Source organism: Streptomyces mutabilis (genome assembly GCF_046628145.1).
GTDB lineage: Bacteria > Actinomycetota > Actinomycetes > Streptomycetales > Streptomycetaceae > Streptomyces > Streptomyces mutabilis.
Genome location: NZ_CP176874.1, coordinates 623,534 through 638,792 on the forward strand (window position 1 = coordinate 623,534; position 15,259 = coordinate 638,792).

The 15,259-nt window shown below is 73.7% G+C and carries 16 protein-coding genes; 9 read left to right on the forward strand and 7 right to left on the reverse strand.

Going from position 1 to position 15,259, the window contains the following annotated elements; all coding sequences use genetic code 11:
- The first annotated feature begins 28 nt into the window (after positions 1-28).
- From mdlC to ACLIN4_RS02405, 3 genes are all read left to right on the forward strand, one after another.
- Positions 29-1,609 carry a benzoylformate decarboxylase gene (gene mdlC / locus ACLIN4_RS02395; protein WP_100044039.1) on the forward strand — a complete coding sequence of 527 codons (1,581 nt, stop codon included), beginning with the start codon at positions 29-31 and terminating at the stop codon, positions 1,607-1,609.
- A 73-nt stretch (positions 1,610-1,682) separates the two neighbouring features.
- Positions 1,683-3,137, forward strand: a complete 1,455-nt coding sequence (locus ACLIN4_RS02400) for a benzaldehyde dehydrogenase (protein WP_364909547.1) — start codon at positions 1,683-1,685, stop codon at positions 3,135-3,137.
- Between the two features lie 93 nt (positions 3,138-3,230).
- Complete coding sequence (locus ACLIN4_RS02405) at positions 3,231-4,484, forward strand: MFS transporter (RefSeq protein WP_289907911.1); 1,254 nt, start codon at positions 3,231-3,233, stop codon at positions 4,482-4,484.
- A 92-nt stretch (positions 4,485-4,576) separates the two neighbouring features.
- Here ACLIN4_RS02405 and ACLIN4_RS02410 read toward each other — a convergent pair whose 3' ends face one another.
- Together ACLIN4_RS02410 and ACLIN4_RS02415 are read right to left on the reverse strand one after the other, a co-directional pair.
- Positions 4,577-5,356: a PepSY domain-containing protein gene (locus ACLIN4_RS02410; RefSeq protein ID WP_100044042.1), complete on the reverse strand. Its 780-nt coding sequence runs from the start codon at positions 5,354-5,356 to the stop codon at positions 4,577-4,579.
- A 74-nt stretch (positions 5,357-5,430) separates the two neighbouring features.
- Positions 5,431-6,420, reverse strand: a complete 990-nt coding sequence (locus ACLIN4_RS02415) for a LysR family transcriptional regulator (protein WP_307653311.1) — start codon at positions 6,418-6,420, stop codon at positions 5,431-5,433.
- Positions 6,421-6,661: 241 nt separating this feature from the next.
- Between ACLIN4_RS02415 and snpA the strand changes: the two genes are divergently transcribed.
- On the forward strand, positions 6,662-7,345 hold the full coding sequence (snpA, locus tag ACLIN4_RS02420) for a snapalysin (RefSeq protein WP_355563812.1): 684 nt from the start codon (positions 6,662-6,664) through the stop codon (positions 7,343-7,345).
- Positions 7,346-7,479: 134 nt separating this feature from the next.
- Entirely contained in the window at positions 7,480-7,740 is a 261-nt protein-coding gene (locus ACLIN4_RS02425) for a hypothetical protein (protein ID WP_100044045.1), read from the forward strand.
- Between the two features lie 9 nt (positions 7,741-7,749).
- Here ACLIN4_RS02425 and ACLIN4_RS02430 read toward each other — a convergent pair whose 3' ends face one another.
- Positions 7,750-8,433, reverse strand: a complete 684-nt coding sequence (locus tag ACLIN4_RS02430; RefSeq protein ID WP_100044046.1) for an adenosylcobinamide amidohydrolase — start codon at positions 8,431-8,433, stop codon at positions 7,750-7,752.
- Between the two features lie 156 nt (positions 8,434-8,589).
- Here ACLIN4_RS02430 and ACLIN4_RS02435 point away from each other — a divergent pair, with 156 nt between their 5' ends.
- Positions 8,590-8,940, forward strand: a complete 351-nt coding sequence (locus tag ACLIN4_RS02435) for a hypothetical protein (protein ID WP_043376371.1) — start codon at positions 8,590-8,592, stop codon at positions 8,938-8,940.
- A 24-nt stretch (positions 8,941-8,964) separates the two neighbouring features.
- On the opposite strand, the gene ACLIN4_RS02440 is transcribed toward ACLIN4_RS02435, so the two are convergent.
- Both ACLIN4_RS02440 and nsrR read right to left on the reverse strand, forming a co-directional pair.
- Entirely contained in the window at positions 8,965-10,161 is a 1,197-nt protein-coding gene (locus ACLIN4_RS02440; protein WP_107479756.1) for a globin domain-containing protein, read from the reverse strand.
- A 69-nt stretch (positions 10,162-10,230) separates the two neighbouring features.
- Positions 10,231-10,677: a nitric oxide-sensing transcriptional repressor NsrR gene (nsrR, locus tag ACLIN4_RS02445; RefSeq protein WP_107479757.1), complete on the reverse strand. Its 447-nt coding sequence runs from the start codon at positions 10,675-10,677 to the stop codon at positions 10,231-10,233.
- Between the two features lie 99 nt (positions 10,678-10,776).
- On the opposite strand from nsrR, the gene ACLIN4_RS02450 reads away from it, so the two are divergent.
- Positions 10,777-11,211 (forward strand): hypothetical protein, encoded by a 435-nt coding sequence (locus ACLIN4_RS02450; protein WP_269959339.1) that lies wholly within the window; start codon positions 10,777-10,779, stop codon positions 11,209-11,211.
- A gap of 7 nt (positions 11,212-11,218) precedes the next feature.
- Here ACLIN4_RS02450 and ACLIN4_RS02455 read toward each other — a convergent pair whose 3' ends face one another.
- Positions 11,219-11,902, reverse strand: a complete 684-nt coding sequence (locus tag ACLIN4_RS02455) for an ABC transporter ATP-binding protein (protein ID WP_381915298.1) — start codon at positions 11,900-11,902, stop codon at positions 11,219-11,221.
- A complete protein-coding gene (locus ACLIN4_RS02460) occupies positions 11,899-12,987 on the reverse strand; it encodes an FtsX-like permease family protein (RefSeq protein WP_289907906.1) in 1,089 nt (362 codons plus the stop codon). Before ACLIN4_RS02460 ends, ACLIN4_RS02455 begins: the two co-directional genes overlap by 4 nt.
- A 197-nt stretch (positions 12,988-13,184) precedes the next feature.
- On the opposite strand from ACLIN4_RS02460, the gene ACLIN4_RS02465 reads away from it, so the two are divergent.
- Positions 13,185-14,504, forward strand: a complete 1,320-nt coding sequence (locus ACLIN4_RS02465; protein ID WP_381944360.1) for a sensor histidine kinase — start codon at positions 13,185-13,187, stop codon at positions 14,502-14,504.
- Positions 14,501-15,145: a response regulator gene (locus tag ACLIN4_RS02470; RefSeq protein WP_100044051.1), complete on the forward strand. Its 645-nt coding sequence runs from the start codon at positions 14,501-14,503 to the stop codon at positions 15,143-15,145. The genes ACLIN4_RS02465 and ACLIN4_RS02470 overlap by 4 nt, the downstream gene beginning before the upstream one ends.
- The last annotated feature ends 114 nt before the right edge of the window (positions 15,146-15,259 follow it).

Genomic DNA, 15,259 nt, shown 5'->3' on the forward strand with positions numbered 1-15,259 from the left:
GTCCGGCATCACTTCGAAAGGAACGTCCGTGCCAACCGTGCGCCGCCTCTGCCACGATTTCCTGGACCGCCAGGGCCTCACGACCGTCTTCGGCAACCCGGGCTCCAACGAGCTGCCCTTCCTCGCCGACCTGCCCGACGGTTTCCGCTACGTCCTCGGTCTGCACGAGGGCGCCGTGGTCGGCATGGCGGACGGCTACGCCCAGGCGTCCGGGCGTCCGGTGCTGGTCAACCTGCACGCCGCCTCCGGTTCGGGCAACGCGATGGGGGCGCTGACGAACGCCGTGGCGTCCCGTACGCCGCTCGTGGTGCTCGCCGGGCAGCAGGTGCGGCCGGCCATCGGGCCGGAGGCCAACCTGGCCAGCGTCGACGCGCAGACCCTGATGAAGCCCCTGGTCGGCTGGGCGGCGGAGCCGGCGTGCGCCGAGGACGTGCCGCGGGCCCTCGCGCAGGCCGTCTTCGAGGCGCGGCTCCAGCAGCGGCCGACGTACCTCTCCGTGCCGTACGACGACTGGTCGGCCGAGGCCGGCGACAACGCCCCGGCGGTACTGGACCGGCGGGTCGAGCGGGCCTCGGTGCCCGGCGGTGAGCAGGCCCGCGCGCTCGTGGAGCGGGTCGCCGCCGCCCGGCGTCCCGCGCTGGTGCTGGGCGGCGACATCGATTCGGCCGGTCTCTTCGACGACGCCGTCCGGCTCGCGGAGCGTCTGGGCGGCCCGGTGTGGGCGGCGCCCTCGCTCTTCCGGCTGCCCTTCCCCAACCGGCACCCGCAGTTCCGGGGCGTGCTGCCCGCCGGCATCGCGCCCGTCTCGGAGGCATTCGAGGGGCACGACCTCGTCCTGGTGCTGGGCGCGCCGGTGTTCCGCTACCACGAGTACCTGCCCGGCCGCTATCTGCCCGAGGGCACCCGGCTCGTCCAGGTGACCGAGGACGCGTCGGCCGCCGCGCGGGCGCCGATGGGCGAGGCCCTGGTCGCCGATCCCGGCGCCGTCATCGGCCTGCTGCTGAGGTCGCTCGACGCGCGCGGCGAGCCCGCGGGCCCGTACCGGCCCGCGCCCGAGCCGCTCACCGCCGACGGACCGAGCCTCCACCCCGAGCAGGTCTTCGCCGCCCTGCGCGACGAACTGCCCGAGGACACCGCCTACGTCGTCGAGTCCACCTCGACCAACTCCGCGTGGTGGCGCCAGATGGATCTGCGCCGCCAGGGTTCCTACTACTTCCCGGCGGCCGGCGGACTCGGCTTCGGCCTGCCCGGCGCCGTCGGGGTGGCGATGGCCCAGCCCGGCCGTCCGGTCGTCGGCGTCATCGGGGACGGCTCGGCCAACTACGGCATCACCGCTCTGTGGACGGCCGCGCAGCACCGGGTCCCGCTGACGATCGTGCTGCTGCGCAACGGCACCTACGGGGCGCTGCGCTGGTTCGGCGGTCTGCTCGGGGTGCCGGACGCGCCCGGACTGGACATCCCGGGGCTGGACTTCACCCGCGTCGCGGAGGGCTACGGGGTGCGCGCCCAGCATGTGGGCGGGGTCGAGGAACTGCGGGCGGTACTCGCCGAGCGGCCCGACCACCCCCGCCTGATCCAGGTGGACACGGCACTCACCACGCCCTCCTGACACACCACTGGCCGAGCGCGCGGAGCCGCTGACGCGCTCGACGACCCGAAGATCCCGAAGAAGGGGAAGACGCATGACATTCCTGGACAGCGACGTCTGGGGCCGGAAGTTCTTCAGCGACGGCTGGCAGGACTCCCCCACCGAGCACCCGGTGACCGAGCCGGCGACCGGTGAACGGCTCGGCGCGGTGGGCCTGGCCACGGCCGAGGACGTGGCCAGGGCCGCGGCGCGGGCCGCCGAGGCCCAGCGGGAGTGGGCGGCGACGCCGCCCCGGCAGCGGGCCGCCGTCCTGCGCCGCGCGGGCGACCTCTTCGCCGAGCACGCCGCCGAGATCGAGGACTGGCTGGTGCGCGAGGCCGGCTCGGTCCGGTCCAAGGCCGCCTTCGAGGCGGGGCTCGCGATCGGCGAGTGCTTCGAGTGCGCGGGCCTGCCGACGCACCCGCAGGGCGAGGTGCTGACCTCCGAGGAGGCGCGCTGGTCGCTCGCCCGCCGCCGGCCGGCCGGTGTCGTGAGCGTGATCGCGCCCTTCAACTTCCCGCTGATCCTCGGTCTGCGTTCGGTGGCCCCGGCGCTCGCCCTCGGCAACGCCGTGCTGCTCAAGCCGGACCCGCGGACCGCCGTGAGCGGTGGCGTCGTCATCGCCCGGATCTTCGAGGAGGCCGGGCTGCCCGCGGGCGTCCTGCACCTGCTGCCGGGGGACGGCGCGGTCGGCCGGGCGGTCGTGGAGGCCCCGGAGGTCCGGGTGATCTCCTTCACCGGGTCCACGCCGGTCGGGCGGATCATCGGCGAGCAGGCCGGACGGCTGCTCAAGCGGGCCCACCTGGAGCTGGGCGGGAACAACGCGCTGGTCGTGCTGCCGGGCGCGGACGTGCCGAAGGCGGCGTCGGCGGGGGCCTTCGGCTCGTACCTGCACCAGGGACAGATCTGCATGACGACCGGCCGGCACATCGTGCACGAGTCGCTGGTGGAGGAGTACACCGCCGCGCTCGCCGCGAAGGCCGAGGCCCTGCCGGTCGGTGACCCGGCCCGCGAGGACGTGGCGCTCGGCCCGATCATCGACCGCCGCCAGCTGGAGCGGGTGCACGGCATCGTCACCGACAGTGTCGCCGCGGGGGCGAAGGTCGCCGCCGGCGGCGAGATCGTCGGCGCCGGCTACCGGGCGACCGTGCTGACCGGCCTGACGACCGAGATGCCGGCCTGGCGCGAGGAGATCTTCGGTCCCGTGGCGCCGGTCATCTCCTTCTCCACGCTGGAGGAGGCCGCGCGGATCGTCAACGACTGCGAGTACGGGCTCTCGGTCGGCATCCTCGGTGACGTCGGGACGGCGATGAAGCTCGCCGACCGGATCGACTCGGGCAAGGTCCACATCAACGAGCAGACGGTGAGCGACGAGCCGAACGCCCCCTTCGGCGGGGTAAAGGACTCCGGCACCGGGTCCCGTTTCGGCGGCGCCGCGGCCAATGTCGAGGCGTTCACCGAGACCCAGTGGGTCACGGTCCGCCCGGACATCGCCGACTACCCGTTCTGATCCGGCCGGCCAAGCGTCACGGCCCCCTTCGGCCGCCCCGGCCGCCCTTCCCGGCTCCGCTCACTCACACCCGTCCCCGGGGGGAGACTCATCATGGCTTCCACCACCACGTCCGGCGCGCCCGCGCGGACAGGCCGCGCCGGCAACAGCAAGTGGACGGTGATCCTCTGCTGGATCACCGTCCTGCTGGAGGGCTACGACCTCGTCGTCCTCGGCGCCATCATTCCCACCCTGCTCAAGACCCACCACCTCGGCATGACCGCGGGTGACGCGACCACCATCGCCACGCTCTCCCTCGTGGGCGTAGCCATCGGCGCGGTCTGCGTCGGTCCGCTCGCCGACCGGCTGGGGCGCCGCCGGCTGCTCATCGGCTCGGTGGTGCTGTTCTCCGTCTTCACCATCGTGGTGCCGCTCGCGACGTCCGTGTGGATGTTCGCCGCGCTGCGTCTCATCGCCGGCCTCGGCCTCGGCGCCTGCATGCCCGTGTCGCTCACGATGATGGCCGAGCACATGCCCGCCAGCCGCCGGGCGCGGGCCAGCACGCTGACGATGACCGGCTACCACACCGGTGCGGTGATCACCTCGCTGCTGGCCCTCCAGGTGACCGACAACTGGGAGATCCTCTTCTACCTGCTCGGCGTCGTCGGCCTCGTGGTCGCCGCCGTCCAGTGGTTCAGGCTGCCGGAGTCGGAGGCGTTCGTCCGGGCCGAGCAGGACGGGGAGCAGCGGGTGCCGTTCACCGAACTGCTCAAGCCGGCGTACCTGCGGGCGGGCATCGGCATCTGGGTCGCGTCGTTCATGGGGCTGCTGCTGGTCTACGGCCTCAACACCTGGCTGCCGAAGCTGATGAACGACGCCGGTTACCCGGTGCCGACGGCCGTCACCCAGCTCCTCGTGCTCAACGTGGGCGGTGTCGTCGGCCTGGTGCTCGGCGGGTTCGTCGCCGACCGGCGGGGCATCAAGGGCACCACGATGAGCTGGTTCGCGGTCTCGGTGGTCATGCTGGCGTGCCTGAGCATCAAGATGGAGAGCGACGTGATGCTCAACGTCGTCGTCTTCTTCACCGGCGTGTTCGTCTTCTCCGCCATGGTGCTCGTCTACGCCTACGTGACGAACTTCTACCCGGCCGCCGTGCGGAGCACCGCGCTCGGTTCGGCGTCCGGGATCGGCCGCATCGGCTCGATCGTGGGCCCGTCGATCACCGGTGCCCTGGTCTCCTCGGGGATCGGTCACCCGTGGGGCTTCTACTTCTTCGCCGCGGTGGCGGTCCTCGGTTTCCTGGCCGTACTGACCCTGCCGCGCACGGCGGCGGGCGTACCGGCAAAGGCCGTCGAGCCGGCCGCCTGAGGGCCCGGGCACGCGCGACGGGAGCAGCCGGGTGACTCACCCGGCTGCTCCCGTCTTCGTGAGGTACTTCTCGCAGCGACGTGGGGCGGCGTTCAGTCGCGGTCCACGTGCTCGCGCAGGATCTTGCCGTTCGTCGCGTCGACGTCCAGGGTCGTCTTGTTCCAGTTGTCGGTCGAGACCACGTCGACGGACCAGATGGCCTTCTGGTCGTCGTTCTCGTCGAGCTCGACGTGGGTCACGGTGCCCTTGGCCTTGTCGGTGGCCGCCTTGACGGCCTGCTCGGGCGTCTGGGTGGCCTTCTTCAGCAGGTCGGCGATCTGCTGCTTGTCGTCCGCGTCCTGGTCCTCGGCCTGGGTGCGGAAGACCTTGCCGGAGACCGCGTCGATGTCGATCCGGTGCACGGTGCCGTCGGAGGCCGCGACCTTCGCCTCCCACTCGGGAGCGCCCTGGCTGGGGGCCGGGTTCGGCGTGCTCGGGCTGGGCGAGCCGGTCGACTCGGTGGCCTCGGCGGACGTGCGCTTCAGCTCGAGGTCGACGAGCTTGCCCTCGGGGACCTCCTTGACGGCCGTGTCGGCGGCCTTGTCCCAGGTGACCTTCGCCAACGGGACCAGGGCCTGACGCTCGGACTGGTCGTCGGTCATGGTCTCGGAAGGAGAGGGGGAGGTGGTGCCGGTGCTGGTGCCGGTGGGGGATGCGGTGCTGGTGTCGGTGGGGGATGCGGTGTTGGTGGCAGGGGTGGTCTGGGCCGCCTCGGCGACACTGGAGCGTGTCGTGTCGGCGTTCGTGCAGCCGGTCACCAGCAGCACGGAACTGCCCAGCGCGCAGATGACGGCCATCGAACGAAGAGGCGGGAGACGTCGCACAGAGCTCATGCACCTCTCCGTAACCATATGACCGTCTTGTCATACCGGTATGGCCGGGAAACCACCTCAATGGCCGATCCGGCTCAGCGCGCCGGTACGAACACCGCCCGGTCCGTCGCCGTAAGGACTCCGGCCGGGAACGGAGGGCCGGGGCGGGGCCCGGCGCGCTCCAGCCACTCCCGGTAGGCGGTGGACTGGCGGGCCACCTCCCAGTACGCCTCCTCCAGCGCCGGGTAGACGGCGTCAAGCTCGGCCCGGGTACGCGCGGCCAGCAGCAGGCGTACGCCGAGGGGGTCGCCGTGCAGACGCCGTACCGCCGTGTCGGGGCGCGACTGGGAGCTGGGCTGGCAGACCGTGACGACCTCGCCGGTGGCGACGAGGGAGGCGGCGGTGTGGTAGTCGCCGTGCAGGACACGGGGGTTGAGCCCGACGGCGCGCAGCATGCGGTGCACTCCGTCCCACTCGCCGTCGACGGTGGGGTCGACCATCCAGCGGTCGTCGGCGAGGTCGGCGAGGCGGACCACGGGCCGGCCGGCCGCCGGGTGATCGGCGGGAAGCATGACGAACTGCGGTTCACGCTCCACGAGGACGCGCAGGCGCAGGCCCTCGGGGATGTGCAGCGGGCAGCCCTCGACCTCGTGCACGAAGGCGACGTCGAGCTGCCCGTCGGTGACCCTGCGCAGCAGGGCGTTGGCGGAGACGTCCATCTGGAGGGTGGGTTCCAGGCCGGGACGTCTGAGCCGGCGCAGCCAGCCGGCCAGGGCGCGGCTGGCGGTGGAGCCGACGCGCAGCCGGCTGTCGCCGCCGGCCGCGGCGGCGCGGGCCTCGCGGACCAGGGCGCTCATGTCGGCGAGGAGCGGACGGGCCCGGCCCAGGACCGTCCGGCCGAGCGGGGTGGGGCGGCAGCCGGTGCGTTCTCGCACGAACAGCGGCCCGCCCAGGGCCTGCTCGATCCTGGTCAGCTGTGTGCTCAAGGTGGGCTGGGCGACGCCCAGTTGACGTGCCGCCCGGTGCAGGCTGCCGGCGTCGGCTATGGCGCACAGCGCGCGTAGGTGCCTCACCTCGAGCTCCATGCAGGGAGCGTAAAGCGGAACAGTTGGTTGCGCCAGGTGAACAAAACGCGGCGGACCAGGGCGAGTTCTGCACTCCGGTCGAAGCTGTTTCCGGCGCCCGGCGGAGGCGAACGCCCGGTACCGGCCCCGGTGGTGATAGCTCCGCCCTATCACCGGTTGCCATCATCACAGCGGGCTGACGGGCGCTCCACACTCACCGGTGACGACTTCTCTCCCCACTCCCCCACACAAGGAGTCATCGATGCGCATCAGCCTGCCCCTGCTCTCCACCGCGGTCGGCCTCGGCCTGACGGTGGCAGCCCTCGGCACCGGACCGGCGGCGACGGCCGCCGCTCCCCAGGCGCCCGTCCAGGCCGCCCAGGTCGGCTACCGGTCCACCGCCGGCTCCGGTGAGGACGCCGCCGCCAACCGGGCGTTCTTCGAGGCGGTCATCAAGTCCGTCGCCGAGAAGCGCGCCGCCGCCCCGTCCTCCGCGGCGGCCGTCACCGTCTACTACAGCGCCGCCAACGCACCCAGCTTCCGCACCCAGATAGCCCGCTCCACCCAGATCTGGAACAGCTCGGTGTCCAACGTCAGACTCGCGGAGAGCAGCTCGGGCGCGGACTTCGCGTACTACGAGGGCAACGACTCGCGCGGCTCGTACGCGTCCACCGACGGACACGGCAACGGCTACATCTTCCTCGACTACCGGCAGAACCAGCAGTACGACTCGACCCGCGTGACCGCTCACGAGACCGGGCACGTGCTCGGTCTGCCCGACAACTACTCCGGCCCGTGCAGCGAGTTGATGTCGGGCGGCGGCCCCGGCCCGTCCTGCACCAACGCCTACCCGAACTCCGCCGAGCGCAGCCGGGTCAACCAGCTGTGGGCCTACGGCTTCGAGGCCGCGCTCGACAAGGCGCTGCAGAAGACCTCGCAGCGCTGACGTCCGGGCGCACGCACGAGCACGGGGGCGGCCTGCCGGGGCCGCCCCCGTGCTCGTGCGTGCGCCCACCGCTTGGGCAACGTCCCCCGGGGTACCCGGAGTTCACTCTTCAGCGATCTCCGAAGGAGCCCGAGGTGGACGAGCGCAAGGCACCCGTGGACGACGGTCCCGGCGAGCTGGAGCCGGGCACGCGCCAGCGCGCGCAGCTGCGCACCCGTGTCGCCGACATCGTGTGGACGGCACTGTGCGTCGTCCTCGCGCTGTGGGCCGTGTGGAGTGCCGTCGGTGTGGCGCGGGACGCCACGGCGTGGGCGTACTGCGTGGTGGCCTGGGTGCTGCTCGCCGCGGCGCTCGCCCTGCGGATGCTCGCGGTACGGCGCAGGACGTCGCTGTAGCGGCCCGGTTCAGGGACCGGGGGGCAGTGCGGCGAGCACCGCCCGGTGGACGGCGCGAGCCAGCCTGGCTCCCCACTCGGAGCGGGGGCCGGCGAAGGAGTGGACCTCGCCGCCGTCCCGCGGGGTGCGGGCGGCGACGCACACGGCGTCCGTGGGGGTGCCGGAGCAGTCGAGGCCCGCGTCCAGCAGCGCCTGGACCTTGGCCTCGGTGGCCGTCATCACCGCGTTGACCAGGGCCGCGTCGGTCAGCGCGACCGGGAGCGCGGCGACGATGTTGATCGTCCCCGGTGCGGTGGCCCCGGTGGCTCCCGCGTCGGGCGAGGCCGCCCACCCGCGCACCGAGATGCCCGCGGTCACCACCGCTTCGGCACCGCCGTCCCGCGCACCGGCACGGGCCGACACGTCGGCCGCCGTCATCAGGCCCACGCCCGGCCCCCGGGCGCCGGCGTCACGGGCCAGCCCGGCCAGGTGCCGGGCGGGGTCGGTGCGCCGGTAGCCGTGAGCCACCTGGGCGTTGAGCACCCACTCGCACTCGGCGATCCCGCCGCCCAGTACGGCGCTGCTGACCGTGCGCCAGCCCGGCCCCGGACGCCACAGCAGGGCGTGCAGCCGTTCGCCGTCCTCCACCCGCGTCAGGCACTCCGGGTCCAGCAGACGGACCCCGGTACGGGGCTGGGGCAGCAGGGCGGGCACCGGTCGGGGCTCCTCGTGGCGGTCGGGACGAACCGGATGATCGTACTCGGCACAGGTGCCGCGGTGGGACGGGGCCGGGCGGGCGCATTGCGGACCGCGTCCTGGGCACTTTCACTGGACTCAACTTCGCCGCGAGGCGTCGGATCGGAGGCCACGATGCTGTCCCACACCCTGGAGCATGGAGTCCTGGTCATCACGCTGGACCAGGACCCGGGAATCGACGGGCGGGCCGCGCTGACCACGCACATCACCAACCTGGTCGACGCGCACAAGCCGACCCCCGTCGTCATCGTTCTCACCGACCGGGCCGGCAGTCATGCCGCGGTCAGTGCCGTGCTCCGGGCCCATCAGTGGTGCGGTCGCCTCGGCGTGCTGATGAGCGTCGTCACCCACAGCGCGCCGGTCCGGCGGCTGCTGGAGAACAACGCCGACACCTCCGGTCCCCGGCTGGTCGTGCACGCCCGTGCCGACACCGCCATCGCCACCGCGTTCACCGCGGCGGCCTGAGACCGGGGCGCGTGCCCTGCACCGTCACCGCTGTCCGAGCCAGAGGTCGGGGCCGAAGACCTCGTAGTGGACGGCCGCGGCCGGCACACCGCGGCGCAGCAGGTCGCCCCGGACGGCGCGCATGAAGGGCACCGGGCCGCACAGGTAGGCGGTGAGCCCCCGGGGAAGTTCGAGGCCGGTGACGTCGGCGCGGCCGGCCGCCGCCTCCGGCGCCCCGTCGCCGGGCTCCTCGTACCAGAGGTGGAGCCGGGCGTCGGGCAGCGCGCGTACGAGGTCGAGCTGTTCCTGCCGGTGGGCGTGGTCGGCGGGGGCGCGGTCGGCGTGGACGACGGTCACCGGGCGGGTGGAGCCGGTGGCCGCCAGGTGGTCCAGCATGGACAGCACGGGCGTGACGCCGATTCCGGCCGAGGCCAGCAGCAGTGGTCCGTCACTCTCCTCCAGTGCCAGGTCGCCGAAGGGCGCGGACACGGTGAGGACGTCGCCCGGGCGGGCGTGCGCGTGGAGCCAGGAGGAGACCTCGCCGTCGGGCCGTCCGTCGCCCCGGACGCGTTTGACGGTGATGCGCCAGTCGGTCCGCCCCGGCGCCGCGGACAGGCTGTACTGGCGGATCTGCCGGGATCCGTCGGGCAGCGAGGACCGCACACTGACGTACTGGCCAGGACGGAACGGCCTCGTGGGGCGGCCGTCGACGGGCCGCAGCGCGAAGGAGACCGCGTCGGGAGTCTCCTCGCGCCGCTCGGTGATCTCCATGGAGTGCCAGACCTCGCCCTCCGCGACCTCCGCCTCCTGGTAGAGACGGGTTTCGACGGCGACGAGCGCGTTGGCCATCAGCCAGTAGACCTCGTCCCAGGCCGCGGCGACCTCGGGGGTGACGGCGTCGCCGAGCACGTCCGCTATCGCGGCGAACAGGTGGCGGTGGACGACCTTGTACTGGTCGGAGGTGACGCCGAGGGAGGCGTGCTTGTGCGCGATCCGGGAGAGCAGCGCGTCCGGGCGTGCGTCGGGGCGTTCCAGCAGCATGCCGGCGAACGCGGCGATGGAGCCGGCCAGGGCCCGCTGCTGCTCCCCGTTGGCCTGGTTCCCGCGGTTGAACAGGTCCCGCAGCAGCTCGGGGTGGGCGTCGAACAGCTTCCGGTAGAACAGCGCGGTGATGTCACCGATGGCCGCCCCCACCGCCGGGAGGGTCGCACGGACCACGGGGACTGACTGTTCGGAGAGCACAGCGACTCCTTAATCGGTAGATGGTATTCGTGTTTTATGGCACGGCTCGGCGCCGGGCGGGGGCAGCCCTCACCCCGAGGGGCGTGCCGTCAGGCCGATCAGGACCGGGCCGGTGGGCGAGGCCACCAGGTCGGCCACGGTCAACGGGTCGAGCGCGGCGTAGAAGGCCTCCTGCGCGTCCCGCAGCGCCCTGCGCAGCCGGCACGCCGCCCGCAGCGGACAGGGCGGGTCGTCCTCGCAGGCGACCACCTCGCCGTCCCCTTCGAGTTCGCGCACCAGCCATCCGACGGAGGCCTGCCTGCCCGCGCCGGTCAGCGCCAGCCCGCCGCCGCGGCCGCGCCGCGCCTCCACCACGCCGAGGTGCTGAAGGCGGGTGACGGCCTTGGCCACGTGCGTGTACGGCACGCCCATGACGTCGGCCACCTCACGGGTGGTCAGCGGGTCGTCGCCGTCTCTCGCGACCGCCAGGCGCATGACCGAACGCAGCGCCAGGTCGGTGAACTTCGTCAGCCGCACGGCCCGGACGCTATCAAACACGCATGATAGATTCGCATTTACTGACAGTAATGATCTTGTGGAGTGCGTCACGGGGCGCATGACGGACGGTGACGGCTGATGGCAGCGGACGACAGCGGCCCCCCGGTCGGGGGCGCGGCGGACACGCCCCTCCCCCGGGTCCTGTGCGACACGGCGGAACTCGTGTCGCTCGTCGGGGACGGGCCGGCCGGCGCCCTGTGGAAGCTCGCGGAACCGGGGCGGCAGCTCGACGCCAACGTCGTCCGCGTCCCCGCGGGCGGACGGGTCGGCACGCACACCGAGCCGGACCTCGACGTCCTGCTGCTCGTCCTGGCCGGCGAGGCGGCCCTCGTCTGCGCCGACGGCGAGCGACCGCTGCGCGCCGGTGCCCTGACCTGGCTGCCCCACGGTTCGGCTCGGGGCGTCGCCGCCGGCCCGGACGGCGTGACGTACCTGACCGTGCACCGGCGGCGTCCCGGGATGCGGATCCAGCCGCCGGACGCCGCCGACCGGCTGCGGCCCGGGGGCGGCTGAGCCCGGGTCAGCCGGCCCGTGCGGGAAGACCGATGCGGCCGTCACGCACCTCGGTGACCCGGTCGGCCGCGGCCAGATGGGCGTGGTCGTGGGTGACCAGCACGGTGGCGGTCCCGCGCTCCCGGGTGAGGCGGGTGATCAGGTCGATGACGGCCGCGCCACGCTCGTGGTCGAGGGCGCTGGTGGGTTCGTCGACGAGCAGCACACCGGGGTCGTTCATCAGGGCGCGGGCGATGTTGACACGCTGGCGCTGGCCGCCGGAGAGCTGGTGGGGCCGGCGGCCGGCCCGGTCCGCCAGACCCACCGCGTCGAGGAGTTCCATGGCCCGGCCGCGGGCAGCGCGCGCCCGGCGCCCGTCGATGTGGGCCATCACCTGGAGCTGCTCGGCCGCGGTCAGGGACGGCAGGAGGCTGGGCTGCTGGAAGACGATGCCGATCCGGTGCCGGCGCAGGTCCGCCAGCTCCCCGCGGCTCATCCCGGTGGTGTCGGCGCCGTCCACGGTGACGGTGCCGGAGTCGGGCGTGATGAGGGTCGCGGCCACGGCCAGCAGACTGGACTTGCCCGAGCCGGAGGGGCCGATGACGGCGGTCAGACCGCCCCGGGGGACTTCCAGGGTGACGCGGTCGAGGGCGGTCAGGCGGCCGTCGCCGTCGGGGTAGGTGAGGGTGACGCCGGTCAGGTTCAGGCTCATCGGGCGCTCCCCAGGGCGGTCAGCGGGTCGACGGAGGTGATGCGGCGGACGGCGAGGCCGGCCCCGAGCCCGCCGAGCAGGATCATCACGGCGGCCGGGACGAGGACGGTCGCGGGCGTGAGCACGAAGGGAACACCGGAGCCGGACACGGCGGCACCGAGCGCGGCGGCGCCGGCGATGCCGATCAGGGTGCCGCCGGTCAGCAGTACGACGGCCTGGCCGAGCGCGTCGCGCAGCAGTCCGGCGGTGGTGGCGCCGAGGGCCTTCAGCACGGCGACGTCGCCGCTGCGCTGGATCGTCCACACGGTGAAGAAGGCGCCGACGACCAGGGCGGAGATGGCGAACAGGAAGCCGCGCATCAGCTGCAGCGAACCGTTCTCGGAGGTGTAGGAGCCGATCGCGGACAGCGACGCGTCCTTGGTCACGGTCTCGGTGCCCGCCGCCCGGTCCGCCGCCGCGATGCCGGCACCGGATGCGGTGTCCAGGGCGATCACCGTGGCGGTGGGTCCGTCGGTGCCGCCGGCGGGCGGGGCGACGGCCTGCCAGGTGCCGAGGCTCGTCCACACCACGGGCGTGTGGCTGAAGGAGACGTCGTGACCGGTGAGGGCGACGGTCAGGCGCCGCCCGGCGAGGGCCACGGTGTCGCCCTCGCGTGCGCCGAGTTCCCCGGCCACGGAGCGCGGCACCAGTACCGTACGGTCGTCGACGCGGGCGCCGTCGGGTGCCAGGTGCGAGCCGGGTTCGACGCCGAAGACGGACACGCCGGTGCTCCGGTCGCCCGCGGTGGCCCTGGTGGTGGTGATGCCCAGCGGTTCGGCGCGGCGGACGCCGGGTGCCTGCGCCCACCGGCGCCACTGGTCCTCGGACACGGTGGAGTCGGCGTAGGACAGGTCCTGGCCACCGCTCGGTGCGGCGAAGGCGATCCGGTCGGCGGGCAGGGACGTGACGGCGGAGACGTTCTCCCGGGCCAGGCCCGCGGTCAGGCCGGACAACAGTCCGACCAGCAGGGTGATCAGTACGATGACGCCGCCCATCAGGGCGAACCGCCCCTTGGCGAACGTCAGGTCTCTCAAGGCGACAAACACGTCTTCGCCCGGCCTTTCGACAACGGTGGGAGTCAGGAACCTCTCGCCGACGCGATCGGCGAGGGCTCCACCGTCGCCGCTCGACGGCCCGTGGGCATCGCTCCTGGGCGGGCACTTCCGGGGCCGAAGGGTGCGGTCGGACTTGCAACTTTCGGCAGATGCCCGACCCCCGGCGCGGTCCGTAGGCTGGAGCGATCGTGAACGCGCTGACTCCCACCACCCGGGCCCTGACCTGGAGCCTGCACCTGCTCGTGGCCGGCCTGCTCGCCCTGGCGGCGGTGCGGGCGGTGTCGGACGGCCGGCCGCACGCCGCCGCCGTGGTCGCGGTGGCCGCGGTGGTGGGCCTGGTGTACGCCGTGGGCCCCGCGCTCGAACCCGTGCGTTCCTCCCGCCGGGCGGCCGCACTGTGGCTGGGGGCGGTCGGTGCGGTGTGGCTCGTGCTGCTGGCGCTGTCCGCCGAGGGGGTGTGGCTGGCGTTCCCCCTGTACTTCGTCCAGCTCCACCTGCTGTCCCGCCGGGCGGGACTGACGGCGGTCGTCGGCACGGCGGTCGCGGCGATCGCGGCGTTCGCCACCCACCAGGGCACCTTCACGGCGGCCACCGTGATCGGACCGGGGCTCGGGGCCGCCGTCGCCGTCGCGGTGGTGTGGGGCTACCAGGCGCTGTACCGCGAGAGCGAGCAGCGGCGGCGGCTCATCGAGGAGCTCACGGTCACCCGCGCCGACCTGGCCGACGCGCAGCGGGCCGCCGGGGTGCTGGAGGAGCGCGAGCGTCTCTCCCGGGAGATCCACGACACCCTCGCCCAGGGCCTGTCCAGCATCCAGTTGCTGCTGCGCGCCGCCGAGCGGGCCCTGCCCGACCGGCCGGGGTCCGCGACCACCTACGTGGGCCAGGCCCGCCGGGCGGCGCTGGACAATCTCGCCGAGGCCCGCCGGCTCGTCGCGGCCCTCGCACCGCCGGCCCTGGACGACACCACGCTCGCCGACGCGCTGGAGCGGCTGTGCGCGACCACGACCGACCGGCACCGTATCGACGTCCGTTTCCGCCTCACCGGCCGGCCCCGCCAGCTGGCCACCGCGCAGGAGGTCGCGCTGCTGCGGGTCGCGCAGTCCGCGCTGGCCAACACGGTCGGGCACGCCCGGGCCGGCCACGCCGAGGTGGCCCTGGCCTACCTCGACGACTCGGTCACGCTCGGTGTCACCGACGACGGGGTGGGTTTCGACCCCGGCGCCGCGTCCGCGCGCGGTCCGGACGCCGGCGGGTTCGGCCTGCCGGCCATGCGGGCCCGTGTGCACGCCCTGGACGGCACGCTCACCGTCGAGTCCGCCCGGGGACACGGCACCGCGCTCACCGCACGGCTCCCGCTCGCGCCCCCGACCGTCCCCAAGCCCGAGCCCCGTCCCGGGCCGGAGCTCCACGCCCCCGAGCCCGAGCCCCGTCCCGGGCCGGAGCCCCACGCCCCCGAGCCCCGTCCCCGGCCGGAACCCGACCCCCACGACCCCAAGGCCCAGCCGTGACCGACACAGCTCCGACACCGATCCGTCTGCTGCTCGCCGACGACCACCCCGTCGTCCGCGCGGGGCTGCGCGCGGTGCTGGAGACCGAGGAGGGCATCACCGTGGCCGCCGAGGCCGCGACCGCCGAGGAGGCCGTCGCCCGGGCGGGACGGGGCGACATCGACGTGGTGCTGATGGACCTGCGGTTCGGCGGGGGCATGGGCGGCGCGGAGGCCACGGCCGCGATCACCGCGCGCGCCGGTGCGCCGCGGGTCCTGATCGTGACGACGTACGACACCGACGCCGACACCCTGCCCGCCATCGAGGCCGGTGCCACCGGCTATCTCCTCAAGGACGCGCCGCCCGAGGACCTCGCCGCGGCGGTGCGCACGGCGGCGGCGGGCCGCACCGCGCTGGCGCCCACGGTCGCCGACCGGCTGCTGACCCGTCTGCGGGAGCCGCGGACCTCGCTGACCCGCCGGGAGACCGAGGTCCTGTCCCTGGTCGCCGAGGGCCTGTCCAACCAGCACATCGCCGCCCGGCTCCATCTGACCGAGGGCACGGTCAAGTCCCACCTCGCCCGGGTCTACACCAAGCTCGACGTGGATTCCCGCACCGCCGCGGTCGCCGCCGCCACGGCCCTCGGTCTCATCCGGCGCTGAGCCGGAATTCGGTTCACCAGCGCGCTCCGCATCCAGGTGTACGTTGAAAACAAGACATGGACGGCCCGTCCCACGGTTGTCCTCCCGTCCTTCGTGGGAACCCTTGCAACGGAG